Source organism: Neobacillus cucumis (genome assembly GCF_002860255.1).
GTDB classification, from domain to species: Bacteria; Bacillota; Bacilli; order Bacillales; family Cytobacillaceae; genus Neobacillus; species Neobacillus cucumis_A.
The window spans coordinates 37814-60822 of record NZ_PGVE01000078.1 but is presented as its reverse complement, the minus strand read 5'-3'; the positions used below and the strand labels follow the sequence as shown (position 1 = coordinate 60822).

At 38.1% G+C, this 23009-nt stretch carries 24 protein-coding genes; 8 read left to right on the top strand and 16 right to left on the bottom strand.

The annotated features are described in order from the left end of the window. Window positions 1-67: 67 nt before the first annotated feature. From CVD27_RS21025 to CVD27_RS21005, 5 genes are all read right to left on the bottom strand, one after another. Window positions 68-1081, bottom strand: coding sequence for a sugar kinase (locus tag CVD27_RS21025; protein ID WP_101650164.1), 1014 nt, complete (start codon window positions 1079-1081; stop codon window positions 68-70). Then, the gene (locus CVD27_RS21020) at window positions 1078-1731 is read right to left on the bottom strand and encodes a bifunctional 4-hydroxy-2-oxoglutarate aldolase/2-dehydro-3-deoxy-phosphogluconate aldolase (protein ID WP_101650162.1); all 654 of its coding nucleotides are present in this window, start codon (window positions 1729-1731) and stop codon (window positions 1078-1080) included. Before CVD27_RS21020 ends, CVD27_RS21025 begins: the two co-directional genes overlap by 4 nt. Before the next feature lie 32 nt (window positions 1732-1763). Next, entirely contained in the window at window positions 1764-2873 is a 1110-nt protein-coding gene (uxuA, locus tag CVD27_RS21015; protein WP_101650160.1) for a mannonate dehydratase, read from the bottom strand. A gap of 90 nt (window positions 2874-2963) precedes the next feature. After that, window positions 2964-3986 carry a zinc-binding alcohol dehydrogenase family protein gene (locus CVD27_RS21010; protein ID WP_101650157.1) on the bottom strand — a complete coding sequence of 341 codons (1023 nt, stop codon included), beginning with the start codon at window positions 3984-3986 and terminating at the stop codon, window positions 2964-2966. A 315-nt stretch (window positions 3987-4301) separates the two neighbouring features. Then, a complete protein-coding gene (locus tag CVD27_RS21005; protein ID WP_101650155.1) occupies window positions 4302-4712 on the bottom strand; it encodes an Lrp/AsnC family transcriptional regulator in 411 nt (136 codons plus the stop codon). A 191-nt stretch (window positions 4713-4903) separates the two neighbouring features. Between CVD27_RS21005 and CVD27_RS21000 the strand changes: the two genes are divergently transcribed. From CVD27_RS21000 to CVD27_RS20985, 4 genes are all read left to right on the top strand, one after another. Continuing rightward, complete coding sequence (locus CVD27_RS21000; protein ID WP_101650153.1) at window positions 4904-5671, top strand: MBL fold metallo-hydrolase; 768 nt, start codon at window positions 4904-4906, stop codon at window positions 5669-5671. 195 nt (window positions 5672-5866) lie between these two features. Next, complete coding sequence (locus CVD27_RS20995) at window positions 5867-6745, top strand: glycosyltransferase family 10 domain-containing protein (RefSeq protein ID WP_101650151.1); 879 nt, start codon at window positions 5867-5869, stop codon at window positions 6743-6745. A gap of 2 nt (window positions 6746-6747) precedes the next feature. Further along, a complete protein-coding gene (gene gmd, locus CVD27_RS20990; RefSeq protein WP_101650149.1) occupies window positions 6748-7863 on the top strand; it encodes a GDP-mannose 4,6-dehydratase in 1116 nt (371 codons plus the stop codon). 51 nt (window positions 7864-7914) lie between these two features. Next, window positions 7915-9327, top strand: a complete 1413-nt coding sequence (locus tag CVD27_RS20985) for a sugar phosphate nucleotidyltransferase (RefSeq protein ID WP_101650147.1) — start codon at window positions 7915-7917, stop codon at window positions 9325-9327. On the opposite strand, the gene CVD27_RS20980 is transcribed toward CVD27_RS20985, so the two are convergent. Beyond that, a complete protein-coding gene (locus CVD27_RS20980) occupies window positions 9324-10256 on the bottom strand; it encodes a GDP-L-fucose synthase family protein (RefSeq protein ID WP_180960391.1) in 933 nt (310 codons plus the stop codon). The two genes, CVD27_RS20985 and CVD27_RS20980, sit on opposite strands and share 4 nt — an antisense overlap. 652 nt (window positions 10257-10908) lie before the next feature. Here CVD27_RS20980 and CVD27_RS20975 point away from each other — a divergent pair. Together CVD27_RS20975 and CVD27_RS20970 are read left to right on the top strand one after the other, a co-directional pair. Next, the gene (locus CVD27_RS20975; RefSeq protein WP_101650143.1) at window positions 10909-11589 is read left to right on the top strand and encodes an EAL domain-containing protein; all 681 of its coding nucleotides are present in this window, start codon (window positions 10909-10911) and stop codon (window positions 11587-11589) included. A gap of 13 nt (window positions 11590-11602) precedes the next feature. After that, on the top strand, window positions 11603-12130 hold the full coding sequence (locus CVD27_RS20970) for an SLATT domain-containing protein (RefSeq protein WP_101650140.1): 528 nt from the start codon (window positions 11603-11605) through the stop codon (window positions 12128-12130). Between the two features lie 454 nt (window positions 12131-12584). Here CVD27_RS20970 and CVD27_RS20965 read toward each other — a convergent pair whose 3' ends face one another. Both CVD27_RS20965 and CVD27_RS20960 read right to left on the bottom strand, forming a co-directional pair. Then, window positions 12585-12956 (bottom strand): hypothetical protein, encoded by a 372-nt coding sequence (locus CVD27_RS20965; RefSeq protein ID WP_101650138.1) that lies wholly within the window; start codon window positions 12954-12956, stop codon window positions 12585-12587. Between the two features lie 24 nt (window positions 12957-12980). Beyond that, the gene (locus CVD27_RS20960) at window positions 12981-13496 is read right to left on the bottom strand and encodes an acyl-CoA thioesterase (protein ID WP_101650137.1); all 516 of its coding nucleotides are present in this window, start codon (window positions 13494-13496) and stop codon (window positions 12981-12983) included. A gap of 453 nt (window positions 13497-13949) precedes the next feature. Here CVD27_RS20960 and CVD27_RS20955 point away from each other — a divergent pair, with 453 nt between their 5' ends. Together CVD27_RS20955 and CVD27_RS20950 are read left to right on the top strand one after the other, a co-directional pair. After that, a complete protein-coding gene (locus CVD27_RS20955; protein ID WP_101650135.1) occupies window positions 13950-14465 on the top strand; it encodes an acyl-CoA thioesterase in 516 nt (171 codons plus the stop codon). Window positions 14466-14476: 11 nt separating this feature from the next. Beyond that, a complete protein-coding gene (locus CVD27_RS20950) occupies window positions 14477-14848 on the top strand; it encodes a hypothetical protein (RefSeq protein ID WP_101650133.1) in 372 nt (123 codons plus the stop codon). A 97-nt stretch (window positions 14849-14945) separates the two neighbouring features. Here CVD27_RS20950 and CVD27_RS20945 read toward each other — a convergent pair whose 3' ends face one another. The 8 genes from CVD27_RS20945 to walK all read right to left on the bottom strand — a co-directional run bounded on the left by CVD27_RS20945 (window position 14946) and on the right by walK (window position 23008). Beyond that, complete coding sequence (locus CVD27_RS20945) at window positions 14946-15839, bottom strand: LysR family transcriptional regulator (protein ID WP_101650131.1); 894 nt, start codon at window positions 15837-15839, stop codon at window positions 14946-14948. A gap of 162 nt (window positions 15840-16001) precedes the next feature. Beyond that, a complete protein-coding gene (gene rlmH / locus CVD27_RS20940) occupies window positions 16002-16481 on the bottom strand; it encodes a 23S rRNA (pseudouridine(1915)-N(3))-methyltransferase RlmH (protein WP_101650129.1) in 480 nt (159 codons plus the stop codon). Between the two features lie 101 nt (window positions 16482-16582). After that, window positions 16583-16741, bottom strand: coding sequence for a CxxH/CxxC protein (locus CVD27_RS20935; RefSeq protein WP_101650127.1), 159 nt, complete (start codon window positions 16739-16741; stop codon window positions 16583-16585). A 134-nt stretch (window positions 16742-16875) separates the two neighbouring features. Beyond that, window positions 16876-18117: a S1C family serine protease gene (locus CVD27_RS20930; RefSeq protein ID WP_101650124.1), complete on the bottom strand. Its 1242-nt coding sequence runs from the start codon at window positions 18115-18117 to the stop codon at window positions 16876-16878. 150 nt (window positions 18118-18267) lie between these two features. Continuing rightward, window positions 18268-19062 (bottom strand): MBL fold metallo-hydrolase, encoded by a 795-nt coding sequence (locus CVD27_RS20925; protein WP_101650122.1) that lies wholly within the window; start codon window positions 19060-19062, stop codon window positions 18268-18270. A gap of 7 nt (window positions 19063-19069) precedes the next feature. Beyond that, on the bottom strand, window positions 19070-19867 hold the full coding sequence (locus CVD27_RS20920; RefSeq protein WP_101650120.1) for a two-component system regulatory protein YycI: 798 nt from the start codon (window positions 19865-19867) through the stop codon (window positions 19070-19072). After that, window positions 19854-21179 (bottom strand): YycH family regulatory protein, encoded by a 1326-nt coding sequence (locus CVD27_RS20915; RefSeq protein ID WP_101650118.1) that lies wholly within the window; start codon window positions 21177-21179, stop codon window positions 19854-19856. Before CVD27_RS20915 ends, CVD27_RS20920 begins: the two co-directional genes overlap by 14 nt. After that, a complete protein-coding gene (gene walK / locus CVD27_RS20910) occupies window positions 21176-23008 on the bottom strand; it encodes a cell wall metabolism sensor histidine kinase WalK (protein WP_101650115.1) in 1833 nt (610 codons plus the stop codon). Before walK ends, CVD27_RS20915 begins: the two co-directional genes overlap by 4 nt. Window position 23009 lies beyond the last annotated feature (1 nt).

The following is a 23009-nucleotide window of genomic DNA, read 5'->3' as shown; positions in this document are numbered from 1 at the left end:
AATAGCCTATTCCACTAAAATAGTGAAATAGGCGTCATGTTAAACTTAATTGGTTAATTACAAATTTTTAGCGGACGATTTTCCCTGCTCCATTATTGGCAAAGGTAACAACCTCATCTACTGAGAACACATTATAATCACCATGAACCGTATGTTTCAAAGCAGATGCCGCGGTTGCAAATGCAATTAGTTCCTCAGAAGGCATATTTTCTAAGATTCCATATAAAATACCTGCCGCAAAAGCATCACCGCCTCCTACCCGGTCAACTATGTGATCGATCTGGAAAACCTTTGATTGGTATAACTCTCCCTCAGTGAAATAGTTCCCTTGAAGTGTATTTGTTGAAGCAGAAATAATGTTTCGAAACGTTGAACCTATATATCGAATGTTTGGATACATTTCGATTAATTTTGAATAATAATATCTTAACTTTTCCTCTCTCGGTAAGGAATGGTCAGCTTGATCCATGCCGAGAATATAAACAGCATCTAATTCACCACATGAACATATATCAACAAATGGAAGCAATTCCTTGATTGTTTCTGCTGCCTCTTGCTGACTCCAAAGTTTTGCCCGGTAATTAAAATCAAAGCTAGTAAGAATCCCTTTTTCCTTCGCTTTTTTTAGCGCAAGCAATGTCAATTCTTTTAAATTTTGAGATAGGGCAGGGGTTATACCGGAAACATGGAAGAGTTCAACCCCAGAAAAAACTTCATCTAGATTAATCTCCTCTGTTCTAAGCATGGAAAAACTGGAGTATTTCCTGTCATAAGTCACCTGGGAGCTTCTTTGTCCGACTCCGATTTCCAGATAGTATGTACCTAATCGTTCGCCGCCTTTCATTAGATAGTCCGTATGAACACTGTTTGCTTTCATTTGTCTCTCCACGGCTATCCCTAATGGATTTTCCGGTATTTTACTGACAAAATAAACGTCATGCCCAAAGTTGGAAAGTGACACTGCCACATTTGCTTCTGCTCCGCCATAATGCATCGTTAGTTGATCAGCTTGAAAAAGCTTTTCACTGTTATTTACGGAAAGCCGAAGCATAATTTCTCCAAGTGTAACTATTTTTTTCATCGGTCGTTCCCTCGCGCCTCTTGAACTTTTTGTATATATTGCTTCGCATATTCTGTAATTTTGTCAAAATCCCCATTTTTTGCTGGTGCTACTAAATTTCCACCCACGCCAACAGCCACACAGCCATTTTTTATCCATTTAGCCACATTATCTAAGTCGACCCCGCCAGTTGGCATAATATTCACTTGTGGAAGGGGAGCCTTTACCGCTTTTACAAAATCAGGTCCGAAGGCATTTCCAGGAAATAGTTTAACAATATCGACCCCTGCTTCTAATGCATGCTTGATTTCTGTGATTGTCATGCATCCTGGCATATAAGGAATTTGATAAAGATTACATAGTTTTGCCGTCTCGTTATCAAATGCCGGACTAACGACAAACTGTGCGCCCGCAAGAATAGCAATCCTTGCTGTCGCTGCATCCAGAACTGTCCCTGCTCCAATGACTACCTCAGGATTCCCACGGTAAATAGAAACTAATTCTTTGATCACCTCATCTGCCCCTTGTACAGTAAAGGTAACCTCAATCCCAATAATGCCGCCGTTTACACAGGCTTCGGATATTTTAATGGCTTCTTCCTTGGAATCTGCCCTTACAACGGCGACTACACCGCATTCGGATATTCTCGTCAATACATTTAGTTTTTGCATTATTTTCTCTCCTTGCTTTACAAGCAGCTGCATTAGATATGCTGCTTCGATTGAACTGTAATGGCTCTTTCTCGTCCTTTTTCCTTTTCAAGGCTGTCCCAAACACCAAGCATGTACATAATACCTAGGGCTCTATCATACAAACCATAACCAGGTCGGCAGTGCTTCTCTTCTCCCCAAAGGTGACGGCCATGATCCGGACGAACATAACCTGTAAACCCATTTTCATGATAAGCCTTGATGACTTCGCATACATCGACACTTCCATCTTGACCGCGGTGAGATACTTCAATAAAATCGCCATTTTCAAATACCTTTACATTACGGATATGCGCAAAATGAATCCGATCATGAAACTCGTGAATCATGGACGGTAAATCATTTTCTGGATTGGTTCCTAATGATCCTGTACAGAAGGTTAATCCGTTATAAGGACTATCTACAAGATTAAGGAATCGTCTAATATACTCTCTATTGCGAATAATGCGCGGTAATCCGAAAATCGGCCAAGCTGGATCATCCGGATGGATGGCCATTTTCACATCATATTCTTCGCATACAGGAATTACTCGTTCAAGGAAGTATTTGAGGTTGTCAAAAAGAATGTCTTCTGTCACTCCCTCATAGGCCTTAAATAAATCATCCAACTTCGCTAAACGTTCTGGTTCCCAGCCTGGCATTGTAAAATCACCGGCACCCTCCAGGATTTTTTTAACCATATCCATTGGATCATCAGTAATGGCAGCCTTTTCATAAAATAGGGCATTTGAACCGTCAGGCAATTCCTTATATAAATCCGTCCTCGTCCAGTCAAAAACCGGCATAAAATTATAGCAAATCACTTTCACTCCAACTTTAGAAAGCTTCTTAATCGTATCGATATAAATGTCAATATACTTATCCCTGGTAGGCAGTCCGATTTTGATATCATCATGGATGTTTACGCTTTCTACAACAGCTGGGCTGAATCCTTTGCTTCGAATTTGGTCAGCAGCCTCCTGAATTCTTTCCATCTCCCATTCTTCTCCTGCAACCTTATCATGCAGAGACCAAACCACTCCCATTACACCCGGAATTTGCCGGATATGACCAAGTGTAATCGAATCGTTTCCTTCCCCATACCATCTCCATGTCATTTGCATCGCTATCCACTCCTTTTATTTTTATAAACATAATTCGATGTATCGTTCTCATTCCCTTTACAAAACTATCAAAATCTACCTCTTTATCATTTATCTCGAAAAATCTAATAGGGCTTTTCTTACCGTATCTGGATTTGTTTCAATTAAATGAATCGCGTCTTTCACTTGCTCAAAAGGGAAAGTATGTGTTACAAAGCTATCCGTATCAATTTTTCCATTATTAAATAAATGGATAACTTCAGGAAACTGATTCGTTTGTAATCGGGATCCACTAACGGTCAATTCCTTTTTCGTAATCTCTAATTGAGGGATTCCTGATTTTTCTTCGGAGAAACCTAAAACGACAATTCTCCCTGCAACTGAAGCCAGTTGTACTGCTTGTTCAAATGTTTTCGGTGTACATACCGCATCGATTACCACATTGGCCCCCATATCCTCAGTCAATTCACCTATTTTTGCAAAAATATCATCTTTCAGTGGATTGATCGTAAAATCTGCACCAAGATGACTCGCATAGGAAAGCTTTTCTTCACTTAAGTCGGAGATGATGCATGTTGCTCCTCTATACTTAGCAATCTGCAATGCACAAATTCCAATCGGGCCGGCTCCCATGATAAACACCACATCACCCTGTCTAACATCCCCACGCCAACTTGCTTGTGCCCCAATGGTAAAGGGTTCAACTAAAACGGATTCTTTCCAATCTAATGTAGGATCGACCTTGTGAGCCATTTTCTCTGGAACAACGATATACTCCTGGTAACCACCATCAATATGAACTCCAAAAACCTTTAAGTTTTGGCAGACATTTTGTCTTCCACTTCGGCATGCGTAGCATTTCCCACATGTCATAATGGGCTCGATGACTACATGATCATCTACCTTAAGAGAGGTAACTCCATTACCAGTCTTTACAACTTGGCCCGTCACTTCATGTCCGATTACACGCGGATAGGTAGCCACAGGAGAGGTTCCATGATAGATGTGGATATCTGAACCACAGATACCAGTCATCTTCACTTGAATCAGAACTTCCTTTTCATGTTGAATCTGAGGCATTTCTTTCTCAATGATCTCAAGCTGTCCTGGTTTAACCACTTGTATCGCTTTCATAATACATACTCCTCTTTTTTAAAATACTAGTATACAAGAACTGCTGTAATAAACTTTTTATTTTTATTCTTGCTTAACAAACCTTAATTACTGACAAAAAAAACTGCAGCCCTCCCTTTAGTCATAAAATGTAAACACATTCATTTTTATATGTAAGAAGTCTATACAGTGATATTAACACATTTATATACTAGTATACTAGTGTTTTGATAGAGTGTTTTTTATCTATTTTTTGACTTAATAGAAAGTTTACACCCTAAACAGTACATAATTGATTTTTCAAAATTCCCCTTGTCTCTCTTAATATGAACTTTTTTATTTTATTTTCCCTATGGATATATTAACTCTGTAGTTAGCATATTTAAGGATCTCATCAAGGGTATTATTTAAAGCTAATTGATCAGAAATACTTGCCTTAATAAGATAGCAGCCTTCACCACTAATCCGGTGAACTTCTTTTATATCCGGATTACCTTTTAGGTATTTTTGAAATTCAAGGTGGTGATTTGATTTTAAAAATACCATTATAAATGCTTGAATACTTTTCCCAAGTTTTAATTCATTTACTGCAATAGTGTATTGTTCTATAATCCCTTCCTCTTCCATCCGGCGGATTCTATTGCCAACGGCCTGGCCTGTCATATGTATCAATTTTCCGATTTCTTTCCATTGTATACGGGAGTTATGTTTTAGTAATTCAAGGATTTGAAAGTCAATTTCATCCATATGGACTCTCCTCTCAAAAGAAACAGCAAATGTTTTCTAATTCTATTGTAAATGACTGAAAGTCGATTAGGTTATAAATTTCTTTCATGATGAAACAAAAGTTACGATATCCTTTTCATCAGACCCTGTTGGTGAAAACATGGAAAGCATACAATGATCTAGACAATAAAACGACGAGGAGAGAATAAGCGATGCAGATTCAATTAATACGCCATGCAACCCATCTTATTACTTTTAAAGGTCTAACATTCCTTTTAGATCCAATGTTTAGCGAGCAGGGGACACTTGCACCAGTTCCTAATGCCCCAAATCAACATCTAAATAATCCTTTAACTTCATTACCAGTCGACTTGGAGAGTCTAGTAGACATTGATGCAATTATTGTCACACACTCGCACCGTGATCATTTTGATGACCAGGCTATTTCCATTTTACCTAAGGATCTCCCTTTATTTTGTCAGCCTGCAGATGAGCTTTTAATGAAAGATAGAGGATTCGAATGTGTCATGGCCATAAGTAAGGAATATATTTGGCAGGGGATAGAACTGATTCGAACGGAAGGGAGACACGGTCATGGTCAACTGGCGGAAGCAATGGGCCCTGTTTCAGGATTCATATTAAGGGCAAAGGATGAGCCAAGCTTATATATTATTGGGGATAGTGTATGGTATTCCGAAATTGAACATTATTTTAGACATTTCTCTCCGGATACAGCCATTGTTTTTGCAGGGGAAGCTCGTTTCTTAGAAGGCCTGCCAATCACAATGGGGATAGCTGATATTGAAAAGATAAGACAGACTTCACCACATACTAAATTAATCATTTCACATATGGAATCTTGGAATCACTGTTTACTAAAACGGAAAGAGGTTAGCGATTATATAAGACAGAACCACTTAGAAAATATATATTTGGTACCTGAGAATGGAGAAATTATTGGGATTAGAACGAGGGATTAATGTTATGGTAAGGTTCACCTTACTTAATAGAGATAGTCCGTAGAACGTTTATAGAAGGACATGCATATATTGCTTAAGAGAATGTTTCTTAAAAATTAACAAGTAAAAGAAGAAGAGATTTCATTTGGCATTAGTTTTTTAAGGCCTGCTTTTCATGGTGCAGAGCGGATTAAAAAATTAAAGAGGGTGATAAGTTTGAAACCAAAAATTAAAATAAATTTTACTGACTTTTGGAGGGGGAGGAGATTTGATAAAAACAGTAATTTTTTTACAAATTTATTGAGAACAAAGTACGATATTACGATTAGTGATGACCCGGATTATCTTATCTATTCTTGCTTTGGAAGAGAACACCTAAAATATGACTGTGTAAAGATATTCTATACTGGTGAGAATAGGCAGCCTAATTTAAATGAATGTGATTATGCTATAGGTTTTAATTACCCACCATCTAATGATAGATCCATTAGATTCCCCTTATATTTTTTATACACTCAAGACTATATGTTAGCAAAAAACAAACATTTAATATCTGATAGCGAAATTGAGAGGAAAGTTTTATTTTGTAACTTTATCTATTCAAACGGTTCAGCACATCGTAACCGAGAATTGTTTTTTGATTTGCTATCAAAGTATAAAACCGTAGACTCCGGGGGGAAAATCAGAAATAACTTAGGCTATAGAGTCGACGATAAACTACAATTTCAAAAAAATTATAAATTTAGTATTGCTTTTGAAAATAGTACGTCTGAAGGATATACAACAGAAAAGATCATTCAGGCATTTGCTGCACAAACCATACCAATCTATTGGGGCAATCCATCCATTGCTAAAGAATTCAATCCTAAGGCTTTTATCAATTGCCATGATTTTGACTCTTTTGAAGATGTTGTAAAGAGGATAATAGAAATTGATAAGGATAAGCAGCTATTTAGTCAAATGCTAAAAGAGCCCATTTATTCAGCGGATGTAAATCCGGATGAAATTGGAGAAAAACAATTACTAGAGTTTCTATCTTCCATATTTGATTCTAAATATGATTTAGCTTTTAAAAGAAAAATAGACAGGAGGTAATTATGGGAAAAGTTGCATTAATAACAGGTATTACAGGCCAAGATGGAGCCTATCTTGCCGAATTACTGCTAGAAAAAGGATATACCGTTCACGGCTTAAAACGAAGAAGTTCCCTGCTAAATACAAATCGGATTGATCACTTGTACCAAGATCCCCATGAGCCTGATGCCAAGTTTTTTCTCCATTATGGAGATTTGACCGACTCTACCAATTTAATCCGGCTAATTCAAACAATCCAACCTGATGAGATTTATAATCTTGGCGCCATGAGCCATGTTCATGTCAGCTTTGATACACCTGAATATACAGCAAATACAGACGGCCTTGGGATCCTTCGGATTTTGGAGGCAGTCCGAATTCTTGGTCTTACCCATAAAACTAAGGTCTATCAAGCTTCCACGTCCGAATTGTACGGTTTGGTTCAGGAAACTCCGCAAACGGAAAAAACGCCATTTTATCCCCGAAGCCCCTATGCCGTTGCTAAGCTCTATGCTTATTGGATTACTGTAAATTATCGGGAAGCCTATGGGATATATGCCTGCAATGGTATCCTGTTTAACCATGAAAGCCCTATCCGAGGGGAAACTTTTGTTACCCGTAAGATTACTCGGGCAGTTGCAAGAATCGCTCTGGGACTCCAGGATCAACTGTACTTAGGGAATTTAAATGCCCAAAGGGATTGGGGACATGCTAAAGACTATGTAGAAGCAATGTGGCTCATGCTTCAGCAGAACGAACCACAAGACTTTGTCATTGCGACGGGAGTCACCACGAAAGTAAGAGATTTTGTTAGACTGGCTTTTGCACAAGTAGGCATTGACTTGGAATTCAAGGGGGAGAACGTAGAGGAAAAGGGATTCGTGAAAGCATGCCATCACCCCGATTTTCAAATCCCAACTGGAAAGCCTATTGTATCTGTAGACCCTCGTTATTTCCGGCCAAGCGAAGTCGATCTGCTGTTAGGAAATCCCAATAAAGCAAAACAGAAATTAGGCTGGTCCCCTAAATACAATCTGCACGAGCTAATTAAAGAGATGGTAGATAGTGATGTAAAGGAAGCCAAAATGGAAGAGTATTTACGAAAGGGCGGTTACCGCAATCATGAACAATTTGATTAACGAATGTAAAGGAGGAACTGTCCGGCTGAAGAAAGGAGGAGTTTCTATACTTTGAAAATTATTTTATTATCCGGCGGATCAGGAAAACGACTTTGGCCGCTTTCAAATGATTCCAGGTCAAAGCAGTTTTTGAAGGTTTTAAAAATGGAACATAGTGAGCAATTAGAATCGATGATACAAAGAATTTGGAAACAGCTTAAATCGGTGAATCTCCATCAATCCTCGTATATTGCGACCCGCAAAGATCAAGTGGACATGGTGTTAAGCCAGATTGGCAGTGATGCTCCACTTATCATAGAGCCACAGAGAGGCGACACCTTTCCTGCCATAGCATTAGCCTCCGTCTATCTATACTCCTGTATAAAGTCAGATCCCGATGAAGTTGTTTGTGTACTGCCTGTCGACCCCTTTGTTGAAAAGAGCTACTTTGAACAAGTTAAAGCTTTGGACAAGCTTGTTCAGGAATCGGATGCAAGTATTGCTTTGATGGGTGGCCTCCCTGTTTATCCATCCGAGAAATACGGGTACATTGTTCCTGAAGAAGTTCATAATGAACATGAGCCACAAAAAACCTATTTGAAAGTCCGTACCTTTGTTGAGAAGCCTATGGAAGACCAGGCTATCCGTCTTATTGAGCAAGGTGCGTTATGGAACCTTGGCGTTTTTGCCTTTAAACTGAAATATATGATTACCTATTTGAAGACTATGGGGTTCCCTTTGGAATATATTGAACTCGAAAAAGTATACGACCAGCTGCCTAAAATTAGTTTTGATTATGAGGTTGTTGAAAAAGCAGACCATGTCATCGTTGTTCCTTATGATGGAACGTGGAAAGATCTCGGAACTTGGAATACCTTAACTGAAGAAATGGATACCAGCCAACTTGGAAAAGGAATTATTAGTGGAGACTCTGCGAATACTCATGTCATAAATGAACTGGACATTCCTGTTGTGGTCATCGGTGTATCAAACATCGTTGTTGCAAGCAGTCCACAGGGCATATTAATTTCAGATAAGACGGCAAGTCACAAAATCAAGGATATCATGAAAAATGAGAAAGAGAGACCGATGTTTGTAGAGCGGCGTTGGGGCTGGTACCAAGTCTTAAATTATACCAAGATTTCGGACAACCATCTCGCATTGACGAAAAAAATCGTAATTGAGGCTGGGAAAAATATCAGCTATCAGAGTCATTTGAAAAGAAGCGAGGTCTGGCTCATACTATCAGGGGTTGGGGAATTTGCCTTGGATGGTCAGCTTTACGGGGTAAAAGAGGGAGACATTTTTAAGATTCCGAAAGGGGCAGAACACGGAATTAAAGCCATCAGCACCTTAGAAATAATTGAAGTACAAATGGGCGAGGAACTACTGGAAGAGGATATCACCCGATTGTTTATGAACTGGGACGAAGTGATCAAGCATTGTGAGGAAAAAAGAAAGAAAAGGAACGAGAGGCTTAACTAGAGCCTCCTGTTTTTTACATACCAATCAATCGTTTTCTGTAAACCTTCTTCCAAAGTAGTCCTTGCTTCAAATCCAAAAAGCTGCTTTGACTTGGTTACATCGAGGCACCGTCTCGGTTGACCATCTGGTTTGCTGCTATCCCAAATGATTTCGCCAGTGAAACCAGCTTTTTCCGCAATCAAGTCTGCTAAATCTTTTATTGTTATTTCGTGTCCTGTGCCAATATTAACCGGTTCCCCATCGTCATATTTTTCAGCTGCCAGTACAATGGCTTCGGCTGCATCCTCCACATATAAGAATTCTCTGGTTGCTTTTCCCGATCCCCAAGCATGGAGTTGCTGCTCCCCTTTTTCCTTTGCTTCCACACATTTGCGAATTAAGGCAGGAATGACATGGGAACTTTCTAAATCAAAATTATCCCTTGGTCCGTAAAGATTAACAGGAAGCAGGTAGATCGAGTTGAAACCATATTGCTGACGATATGCCTGTGATTGGACGAGAAGCATTTTTTTAGCTAGTCCATACGGGGCATTGGTTTCTTCCGGGTATCCATCCCATAACGCTTCCTCTTTAAATGGGACAGGCGTAAATTTTGGATAGGAGCAAATGGTTCCGCATATGATGACCTTTTCCACTTGGGCCAGCCGTGCAGCCTCTATTAAGTGAATGCCCATCGCAGCATTGTCATAGAATAATGTCCCCGGATTCCTTCTGTTAGCTCCAATTCCACCCACAGATGCTGCTAGGTGAACTACGATATCAGGTTTCGTATTTTTTAGGAGTGAAACGGTAACGGTGGAATCCCGAAGATCGTATTCGCGGCTGCGCGGAATAATGAGATCTGTACAGCCTTGGTCTTTTAACCGCTTCACAACATGAGAACCGAGGAAGCCAGCGCCTCCTGTAACCAAAATTCTTTTTCCCTTCATGGACAATCTCCATCCCTCTCTTCTGATGACCTTTTACTCATAGGTTTATATATATGCAGAAGCGTTGGAAAGTGCAAACCTAAAATTGAGAAAACCGATTTACCAAATAAAATGGCTGTTTTTATTAGTACGTAATGGTCCAATTTCCAATTAAAAAACCGCACCTATTTATGGTACGGTTCACCTCACCTGTTTAAGAGGCAGTTAATTTACAACAATTTCAAAATCGCGGAATGGATATATAAAATCAAAAAGAAGCACCGAAACAACTTATTAAAGCATTAGGTTGTACAATAAGCGGAGATTTTTCGGTTAGATGCGAAATGGGAGCTCGCTTCGGGGTATATAAAGGGAAATTTTCCGATTACGCAATGCAAAATCCCCAATTTTTACATTTTTCGAGTCAATAGGCGGAATCTCTCCGTCTATTTAAGTTATTTTTAGTGCTATTTACTAATTAAGAGAAAATTTTTCATCTATATCATATCGGGTGCTTAACCTGATCCCCCAACCGATAAGAGGGAACCCTCACAATCCCAGATGCGGAAATCAGCATCTTTAGCTTAATAAACTTACTAAATTCCCCATTCTAATATACCCATTTTTAAAATAAACTTTACTATCGTTCAAAAACTAGGAGGGACAATTCATAATGGAGGACAAAATTATCTCACTTTTTCAACCAATCCTAGATTGTTGGAAAGGCACTGTTATCGGGTATGAAGCAACAACCAAAGGAGAAATAGACGGTAAAATTTATAGTTTTGAAGATTACTACCATATGGCAGTGGAAAGAGGAATCGATGGTTCTAAGCTGGATCGAATTTCTCGAGCTAAATCTATTAGGGAATTTTTAAGCAAAACGAATGGTAATGAGCGAGTGTTCGTTAATTTGGCACCATTAAGCATAGATGATGCCTGGTTTATGGATGATCTATTTGAGAATATGGATAAGATTGTTCTTGAGATTACTGAAAACAACAAATTTACAGTTACTCAAGGGATATTAAAAAGGATGGAAACCTTAAAAGATAAGGGATTGAAAATAGCTTTAGATGACTTTGGAAAAGAATACTCTAACTTTAAATTAGTATTGGATTTAGAACCGGACTATATCAAGTTGGATAAAGACTTTGTAAAAGACCTGGAATCCACCCATTCCAAGAATATTATTAAAGGGATGCTAGACTTTACTAGACAAACGAACATCAGCTTAATTGTTGAAGGAGTCGAAACGGAGGAACAAAAGGAAATACTATTAGATATTGGAGTAAGATATATGCAAGGGTATTTACTTGGGAAGCCAAAAACTATAGAGAACTACTTTCGGTAAAGAAGGTGTTGAGATGGAGAACTCCCATAAGCCGGCGATCCTAAAGCAGCTATCTGAATCTGTTGACAGATTAGAAACTCAGCATATTGCCTTTAATATTGAGTTAGATAAGATCGTGAAAAAGATTAACAGGAATAAATTTGTTAGAATGTTATTACTTTGTATTACAGCTACAGGCTTCATAAATACTCTTTTTGCCTCTAACGACATTGCAAAAATTATTACAGCAATCGCAGGAGCCATAAGCTTTATATATCTGCTGGCAGATTATAATTATCGCTATGAAGAAACCAAAACGACATTAAAAACACAAGCCCAGAATCTATGGTTTATATTAGAAAGGTACAAAAATATGATTGTCGATTTTGAAGACGGCAAATTGGAGGAAGAAAAGATTAGAATAATAAGAGAAGACCTGACCAAAGAATTACACGAAATATACAGTAGAAGCCCCATCATCAATTCAAGTTCCGTTTCCGCAGCAAAAGAACGTCTAAACAAAAAGAAATTCAAATTATGGGTTTCTTCTAACGAGAAGTAACAACATTAAAAAGTGCCTGTCATGCCCCGGAGAATGTCGAAAATACATCGACATTATCCGAGCTGTGAAAATTACAGAACATTATCATAAAGAATATTAGATAAACCTAACAAAATTAAAAGAACTTAAAAAAATGAAGCAGCCTATAGGAACACAATGAGATTCTTCCTTGTGTTTTTTCTTTTCTTGAGATTTCCAATTCAATAAATCCTTACATGTTTCACGTGAAACTTCTCAACTTACTCTATAATAACCACAAAATTATAGAAGAAGCTCCACATAAGCCATTTTCCGTAAATATCCCACTGGCAATGGAGTCTTAAAAGCAAATTGGGTGAATCGAACTAAATTTTCGATTCACCCAACTAATATGTTCTAGGTTATTAATATAAGATATCAATGAATTTCTGAAAGACTGAAAAATATAAGTGCCTCATTTGTTTCCTTCGAACTATTAATGGATCAAAATTGGACCAACTAATTCTTTTGGATTTTCCCCTAATGCCAACTTGCTAATGTTGACATAGGTTACTTGTTTATACTTTTTTAGAACCTGTTTTAATTCAGAGAATTTTTCGTCTGTTTTTAATTTCTCGATTTCACGATGGTAGACGGACATTACGTAGTCATCCAGGGACTTAGGGTAGAAATCACTTGTGTTTTCATCCATAATAACTGTGCCCATATATTGATATCCACAGTGCAATTGACGTGTTAGTTTTACGATATTGATAAATTTTTTATAGATAGAAGGTTTTGTTGCATGTAAGTTTTCGATAGCAATTTGTGCATTTTTCAATTCAGTGTAATTTGATTGTCTGATCATACTATCTTCCCCTTTGTTTCACTATTAATCCCATGGTTTATCTAGTGTAAGTCTGGCCACAAGTTCTTTATTTTTTGTCCTTTTTAACTTACGGATTTCTTCGCGCTCTTTTCCCGTTTCATAAAGAAGTTTCTCTTCCTCTGTTTCTGGAATGACTCCAGGCACTTCCAACGGTCTTTTATTTTCATCTAGAGGGACGAAAGTAAAAAATGCAGTAGCAGCAATTCTTCGTTCCCCGGTTTCAAGATCCTCTGCAATTACTTTACAGAAAATCTCCATTGATTTTGTACCTGTATAGCTGACAAATGACTCGATACAAACTGAATCACTTCGTCGGATTGGTTTAATGAAATTAACGGAGTCTGTCGATGCAGTAACACATTCCTTTACCCGTGAATGCCTACGGGCAGAAAGCGTCGCGCATGCATCCATCTTCTTCATCAGAACTCCACCGAATAATGTAGAATAATTGTTCAAATCGTTAATGAGCACTTGATCGGTTTGAACAACACGTGTGTTTCTAATTTTCTTTGCTTCCATTTATTTTCTCCCTATATATATAAAATGTTTTTGAAGCGTTCGCTTCTCATACATCACATAGGTGATTATAATATAACCACAGTGGAAAGGTACAATGCCAATAATATATGGAATTCATAACAAAACTGTATGAAAGCGTTTTTGGCCTGAGCATTAAAAGACAAGTAAACCGTTCCCATATGAGGTGTACAATAACAATACTTATTGCACTATTTAACACCCTTTCGTACAGGAAATAACAGGTACATTTTTTGTTTTATTACCTCATATTCCAATTTAATTCTAGGTCCAGCACTAGAGTTTACAAGAAAAACATGAAGAATAGAAAATTAACTGATCCTCATTTGTTCATTATTTCAGGAAATATCTAACTGGTTTAATTGAGATAACATCTCCCAACACTAAGAAAAGCGAAAGGTAAGTATGAAGAAATGCTTAATATAGGGTGATAAAATGGAAGCGAAAAAAATTAGTGAAACGCGTGTAATTCATACCGATCAGGTGTTGCTTAATGATTTGAATAATTATGATACATTATTTGGCGGGGTTCTTATGAAGAAGATGGATGCATGCGCGACACTTTCGGCTCGCCGGCATTCACGAGTAAAACAATGTGTTACGGCATCGACAGACTCCGTTAATTTTCTTTCCCCCATTCGGCAAAGTGATTCGGTCAGTATCGAATCATTTGTTTGCTTTACAGGTAGAAGGTCGATGGAGATTTTCTGTAAAGTGATTGCAGAAGATCTTGAAACAGGGGAACGCAAAATTGCCGCTACAGCTTTCTTTACTTTCGTCCCTCTAGATGAAAATAAAAGACCGTTGGAAGTGCCAGAAGTTATTCCAGAAACAGACGAAGAAAAATATCTTTACGAAACTGGAAAAGAACGCGAAAAAATCCGTAAACTCAAAAGAGAGCAAAATAAAGAACTCGTATCCAGACTCTCACCGAAAAAAGCATGTACTTAGGGGGTTGAAACATGTTAGTCTCAGCAAATTATGAAGATTTGATTGACGCAAAAATGGCCATTGAACACTTAAGTGAAACAAAACCATCTATTTATCATATGTTCTTAAATATCATTGAACTAACTCGTAAACTTAATTTTGGATACCAATATATGGGAGCATTACTCATGGATGAAGACCCAAGCGAATTTAAGCCGGTAGGACAAGATGATTATGTTTTGTCCGTCTATCAAGAGGAAATCGAAAAGTTAAAAAAGGACGAAAAATTTTCTGAACTAAAACAGTTGCTAAAAGAGTATGAACAAGTGAGTTATGCTAATATCAGCAAGTTAGCATTGGGAAACCCGCCAAGGGAACTAGCCGGTCCAACTGTGATTCATTAATAAAACGAGGCTGTGAGGAAATTCCCCCCAGCCTCGTTTTGTTTGTAGACGCGGCATAAAAATCCATTGCTAAAATCTTCTATCATAGATTATGAATTTACGGTAAGGATGCTTTCGACAGCTTCACTTTTGCAAACCGGATAAATTCTTTCTCAACCTGTGACATGTATGCATCCGTTTTCCAGATCAATGCTAAACTCCATCGGATTGTCGGGTTGGTTATGGAGATTGTTTGAATATCATGTGTTAATTCCATACATATACTCTCAGGCAGCAAGGTAATACCCAGATTAGAAGCAACCATTTCTTGGATAAAATCTAATTGTGATGTTTCCGAAATAATGGTCGGTTGAAAACCAACTCCTCTGCATGCAGCAATAATCAGACTCCTTAATTCAAAATCTCGGTTAAACATAATAAAATTTTCTTCTTTCAGCTCTTGCAATGACACTTCCTGTTTGCCGATAAAACGGTGGGAGGCGGGAATAACCAGTTTTAGTTTCTCATTAATAAACGTATAATAGTCAATACTTTCATTTTTGTCAGGGAGAAAGACAATACCAAAATCAAGTAAACCATTGATAATCTTCTGTTCAATTGGCTTTGATCCGTCCTCTTCCAATTGGAACGTAACTTCTGGATATTCTTGATGAAAAGAAGCAAGAAGTTTTGAGAAAAAAGTAGAATTGGTTACTGTAGGGAGCCCGATACGGATATGTCCTTTTTTTAGCATTAACATCTTATCCATTTCCTTATCCAATTGCTGCAGCTGTTCTTCAATTTTTAATGCATGTTTTTTTAGGACACGTCCTGCATCGGTTAAGATCAACTTTTTCCTTGTTCGAACAAAAAGCTTTGTGCCAAGTTCGTCTTCCAATGATTTGATAGTTCTGCTGAGGGCAGGCTGCGTTATGAAAAGATTTTCTGCTGCACTGGTAAAACTACCAGTACGCGTAACTTCAATAAAAAATTGCAACTGTTTAATTTCCAATTATAATCAAACACCTTATATTTCTTTTTCAAAGATAGACTAGATTACCACAAATTTTTCTTTAAAGACACGCACTTGTGTCATACCCAAAAGGGAAACTTATTAAACCTTAGCTTACTCATATGCTGGCTTTTAATTAATTAATTTATATTAAAACCTCATTTACTTATGATACGGTTCATTCCTATTAATCCGAAACGCCCTATATATTTGTTCAACTAGAATTAACCTCATTAGTTGATGAGGGAAGGTCATCCTTGAAAAAGACAGCTGCTCATTGGACCGTTTGATGACCTCCTCACTCAAACCAAGCGAACCACCAATGACAAAAGCAACTTTACTTTTCCCATACGTTGCTAACTGGTCTAATGTCTTAGCAAGTTCCTCTGATGATTGCAGCTTCCCTTGGATAGCTAAGGCAATGACATATGTATCCTGGCTGATTTTGGCCAAAATCCGTTCTCCTTCTTTTTGCTTCACCTGCAGCATTTCAAGCTCACTTAATTCCTCAGGAGCCTTTTCATCTGCAACCTCCACAACCTCTATCTTTGCGTAAGCAGATAATCTTTTTAAATACTCCTCGATTCCCTGCCGTAAATATTTCTCTTTTAGCTTACCAACTGTTATGATCGAGATATTCACAATCCACAACCCTTTACAACTTAATTACAAACAGTTTACAAACAAGATATCCACAAAAGTTATCCACATATTCACATTTTTTATCCACATCTAGTATGGAATCATTTGTTCGCCACCATATATACGGCAGGTTTTTCGCAATATTCACAGCTTGTAGATGTTTTATCCACAGGTACTTGTGATAAAACTGGATAAGTCTGATATTTATCCACAATATCATCTAATGCAATGTCAATATGCTCCTCACAGCTATAAATCATTCCAACTCCCCACTTTCAAACAAATCAATACTATTATTTTTAACCTTTCCTTTGGCTATCATACTTTTGACCTCATCTATCATAACATACAAAATAAAAAGGGAAAGTGAGTATAACACTTCCCCAGCCATCTTTTATTCAAGCTTTTCACCCGTAAGAGTTAAAGTAGTTTCCTTTAGTTTACCCTCACGATAATACTTGACCTTCAACTGATCGCCGACTTTCTTTTTCTGATACAAATGCTTTCTCAAGTCGATCACATTTGTTATTTTTTCCCCATCCATTTCAACAATGACATCAAGTTCTTGTAAACCTGCTCGGGATGCCGGAGAATTAGGTACCACTTGGCGAAGGGCTACACCATAATTCACATCTCTAGGTAGTTTAAGGGCTTCTTCCTGATAATAAGCAGGAATTTCATCCACTGATTTTAAATCCACGCCCATATATGGGCGTTTTACCGTTCCAAATTTCTCAAGATCGTCAATAATAGGTATGGCTGAATTAATCGGTATGGAGAGACCAATTCCTTCAACCGCCTCTTGGGAAATTTTCATGGAATTAATTCCGATCACTTGTCCTGCCATATTAATTAATGCACCACCGCTGTTACCAGGGTTAATCGCTGCATCTGTTTGCAATACCTCCGATTGCCAATCAATGACACCATCTTCATTAATATCAACTGGTATCGTCCGCTTTAGCCCCGAAATAATCCCCTGCGTTACGGATCCGGAAAAAGTCGCCCCAAGTGGATTTCCGATGGCAATGACCGGTTCACCCATCTTCAAATTATCAGAATTACCAAATGTGGCTACAGTTTTTATCTTACTTGCATCAATCTCTAAAACCGCTAAGTCCGTCCATACATCACTGCCAAGCAGCTTAGCTGCTATCTTTGTTCCATCATCTAAGCTTACCTCAAGCCTTGTTGCTCCCTCTACAACGTGATGATTTGTGACAACATAGGCTTTATTATCCACTTTTTTATAAATAACTCCTGAGCCCGTTCCAGCTGCCTCCTCTGAGGAGTCACCCTTATCTGACCAAAAGCTTGAAGATTGAATGTTATTAATACCAACGACTGCTTCGCCTGTTTTTTCAACCGCTTTTGTCGTATTTGTGCTCACATCATAAGAAACTTTCTCGACCACATTCTTTTCATTATTCTTCTTATTATTTGTAGTTTCCACAGCCTGATTTTGATCAGTTGCTAGTTTATAAGGCAATATTCCTTGCTTTGATAGAGTTGGAATGGCAAAGATCACTATTAGTGCACCTATAATTGCTCCAGCTAGGCTGGCGAGAAATACACTGCCTTTTTTACCTCTCTGCTCACGATAACGTCCCTGTGTATGATCGTCATAATAACCCATTTACACCATTCCTTTCTTCGAAAAGTGCTATTTATTATTTTATATACCACTTATAATTATAATCATTCTTCCTAAAATTACTAAACATTTGCCAGTCTATTTGAACAACCCATAAAAAATGGAGGCCGGTTTTGGCCTCCATTTTTAAGCTTATACTGCATTTAGAATCGTAGGGGTTTTCGGGTCTGTATCATAAAGGCCAAATTGTTCACCAACAATTAACCCACGGCTCTCTAATGTTTGTGTTACGGCCATTTTTGCTAGATCCTTCATATTATTATCAAGACTTAGATGGGCGAGATAGACCCGTTTTGTCTGGTCTCCCACCACATCGCTCATGGCGAGTGCCGCGTCTTCATTAGAAACATGTCCGACATCACTCAAGATTCTGCGTTTAATGTTCCAGGGATATCTGCCCATCCGCAGCATTTGCACATCATGGTTCGATTCAAAAATGTACACATCTGCATTTGAAATAATCCCTTTCATCCGGTCACTGACATAGCCAGTATCCGTGATTAACACTAATTTTTTTCCTGAATGATGAAACACATAAAACATTGGCTCTGCTGCATCATGGGACACACCAAATGATTCAATATCTGTTGAGCCAAAGCTCTTTACCGTCTCCATATTAAAAACAAATTTTTGCTCAGTAGGAATCACACCTACTAAGCTGTCCATGGCACGCCATGTTTTTTCATTTGCATATACAGGCAAATGATATTTACGGGCAAGGACGCCAATTCCTTTGATATGGTCACTGTGCTCATGTGTGACAAAGATGCCGGAAAGCTTGCTGATATCTCGATCAATCTGTCCAAATAGGGACTCCATCTGTTTTCCACTGAAACCGGCATCTACTAAAAAGGAATGTTCATCAGACTCGACATACAAGGCATTCCCTGTACTTCCGCTTGCCAAGATGCTATATCGTAACGACATACTTTTTTCACTCCAGTTTACTATTTTTCTCGCTATTAAACTCAATGATCTGACCTTCAAACGCATTTACAAACAGGCTCTCCTTATCATTAACCACGAAACGCCAGGTTGGGGCTAATACTTGAGAGGCAGCCAGCTGGATAAGCGTTGAGTAGCCAAGCTCAATCTTAGTAATCTTACTTTTTGGCTTCAATACACCTTTTTGGTGTAATGTTTCAATGGCCTTTAACGGGAGAAGAATTTCTTCCTTAGCCGTCAGCTTTTGAATTCCCTCTAAATAGGTTTGCTGATAAGAGGTAATCTGGTTATCCTCATTCACACTAAACGTAATCATCCCATTAATATTTTCGTATAATGGATAATTTTCATATTGCTGAAAATAGGTTATCGTATGTTTTTTATCATTCTTTTCCCAAAACTGATAATGGTCACCATAAAGAATATTTTCATTTATAAAAGGAGCAAGATCAGAAGGTTTGAATTTTGAATTCAGCTGGACCGGTTTATCAAGCATGACGACCAGTGTGGAGCTAGGCTCAACGGAAGTGGCCCTCTGTCCTTTCAATTTTGCAATATCCCCTTTTGTAAATGTTTTAGGTTGAGCACTAAGATATTGGTCTTTTATTGGTTCCTTTGGGAGCTCTACATACGTAATTTCATCTGCTTTTAATTTATCTTCAAATGAAGTCTCTGTTATGACTTCGTATTTATTAGCATCACGGATTTTCATGAATTGAAATAACAGATACACATCTAAAATTAAAAAAGTAATGATAAATATAGTTTTTATTTTACTCCAATCCACGGACAGGGCCACCTCCTAAGTCTTTCAGCGGAATCTGCCCCCATGATTTATCATATCGATAAAACCAAGCAGGTTCTAAGAGAATCAGCTTATTCTCCTCTGAATCTCTTTCCATTCGATAGCCGAGGACTAGTTCTTCGAGAAGTTCCGGCTTAAAGTTCTTATTACTTTGTAAACGTGCTAAGACTTCATGACCTGATGGAATGGAAACTTTTTGCATTTCTGTTATTAACGGAAGGTCTAAGGCAATATTCGGCCGGACATATTTATTAATTTCATCACGTCCCCATACCTCCGTAATTTCTGATAATCCTCTATCATTATAGATAGGATAGCCATCCATACTATATAAACGGAAGCTAACAGACCGTTTATATTCACTTTTAGATACATAACGAAACGGATCCGTCCAGCCGCCATGTTCATTAACAAAATCAATGCTTCTTTTAACTAAATCATAAGAACTTTCGACAAAATTATCATCAGTTGTTGGATTAACGTATTGTAAAATATTACTGTCATAGTTAACGGTCATCTTACTAGAGTCGTTTGTAAACTCCTCGCCATATGGCACAGAACTTTTTTGAACAAAACTTGGATCGTCAAAAAGTGCATCTTTAAACTCATCTGAATTAAGGGTGACAGGCAAATACTTATAGGTCGTCATTTGCGTTTTAGACTCTGGCAGAAAGATAGACCTTTTTCCAGCTAATTTATAAGCAAAAAACTTTGGATAATGGGCAGCATTTTTATAATAATCACGATTAAATTCATTTACATTGGATAATGAAATATGACTAATATAAATTTGCTGGGTTTCCGTGGAGGCAAAATAAACAATTCCATTGCCTTTTTCTAAATCTTCCGCATTAATAATAATGCGATTAAAATTAAAAGGAGTAATCTTTTTCCCTTCAATGGTAAATACACTGCGATATAACTCAATTGGGACATCACCAGGGAAGATGATTTCTGTATTACCGCTTCGATGAATAAACTCATCGAAATCTCCCACCTTATCGGAATGATTTTCCACATCTGAGATAGTCCAGTGTCTCATTTCCTTAATCATCTTCTCCAACTCAGTAGGGTTATTGGTACCATAATGCTGTCCTTTTACATGAAATAATACTTGATCAGGACGTACAATCTTAGTCACCTCTTGTTTTTCACTAAGGTTGACTTCGGCCACCGTTTTACTGTTTTCCATCGTATCGTAATTGGGCTGGTAGGTCCAAAGACTCCAGGTTAACAGAATACTTACCAAGACTAATATGGTTAAAATTCCTGATTTAATATTTTCGTATCTCATGACCATTCATCCTCTTCAGAACGCTCGTATGGAAGTGAAAAAGATATCTTTGTCCCTTTTCCTTCTTCACTTGTTGCCCAAATAGTCCCGCCATGAGCTTTTACCATTTCTTTAGCAATCGCTAAGCCTAAGCCTGTACCGCCAAGCTTGCGGGTCCTAGCTTTATCAACCCGGTAAAACCGGTCAAAAATTTTGGCAATATTCTCTTTGGGAATTCCTACCCCTTGGTCAGACACACTGACAATAATCTGATCTTCTTTTTCTTTTAAGGAAAAAGTAACCTGTCCTCCTTCAGGAGAATACTTTAAGGCATTAGAGATAATGTTGTATAAGACCTGGGTCATTTTATCTTCATCAACTTCTACAAAAATAGCCTGCTTAGGGAGTTTTCGTTTAAATGTTACATTTTGCTCTTTTGCCATTTCAAACCGGTCGATAATCCGGTCGTAAAAGTCAACAAAGTTTACCCATTCCTTTGTCAGCTTATAATCCGTGCTGTCCATTTTTGATAATTGAAGAAGGTCATTAACAAGACGGATCATTCTTTCCGTCTCCGTTCTCGTTACCTCTAAAAAATTAGGGGCAATTTCCGGGTCTGTCCACGCACCATCTGCCAGAGCTTCTAGGTAGCTGCGCATGGTGGTAAGAGGTGTCCTTAATTCATGTGAAACATTGGCAACAAACTCTTTTCTTTCTGCATCAATCTTTTCTTGCTCGGTTATATCATGAAGCACGCATATCAAGCCATTGACAAAGCCTGTTTCCTTTTGAATAACTGAAAAATTAGCCCTTAAAAAATAGCGCTCTGCTTTTGTACTATAATCTAATATTAACGAGTCATTCTCTTCAAGGAGATCTTCAAATGTATTGGTATCATCAAGATCCAGCAATGATACAATAGGCTGTGACAAAACTGTTTCACGTGAAACATTCAGCATGTCTGCTGCCGGGTCATTTATTAAAATCACTCGGCCCTTTCTATCCGTAGCTATAACACCATCTGTCATATACGAAAGAACGGAAGAGAGCTTTCGGCGTTCCCCTTCTGTCATAGCCTGGGCTTCCTGCAATTTTTTCGTTAAGTGGTTAAAAGTGACTGCCAGTGTACCTATTTCATCCTGACCATACACTTTAACCTTCCTCGAGAAATTTCCTTTTGCCATTGCTAAAGCCTGCTTTTTCATATCTGCTATTGGCCTTGTAATTGTTTGGGCTAACAAAATACCTAGAACGGCAGTAATGGATAAAGCTATGGCTGTGCCTGTAGCAAAAATCCCATTAATCGTCTTCATCTGCCCAAACACATTTTCTATTTTTGCTACTAAATAAATGGCGCCAATTACCCTTTTTCCCGATTTAATAGGGGTAGAGAGGACCCAAATGCGATGTCCGGACTGCCGGTCAATTTTAATGGTACTTTGATCTTCTTCTAAGACCATGGATTGTTTAACCTGAAGCTCTGTCGTCCTTTGGCCAACAACACCTTGATTCCCTGGCTGAGAAGTGCCAAGTATTTTTAAGGATCGATTTTCAATCACTCGGACTTCCGATACATCACTATCGCCCGCATCAAAATCTCTAAGAATTTTCTTTAAATCTTCCTCAAGTGTCGGGTCTTCTGGCTTTCTTTCCTTTTTCATTTCCTCTACCACATTATAAGCAAGCAAATCTACCCTCTGCTTAATCGAAGTTTGAAAGTTTGTCCGCAATGTTTCTTCAAGCTGTCTGACAAAGTAAACACCGATAATTTGCATTGCTACTAATATGAGGAGGACATAGATAAGGACAAACTTCACATGTATAGAGCGAAAGAAACCAACCTTTTTCATT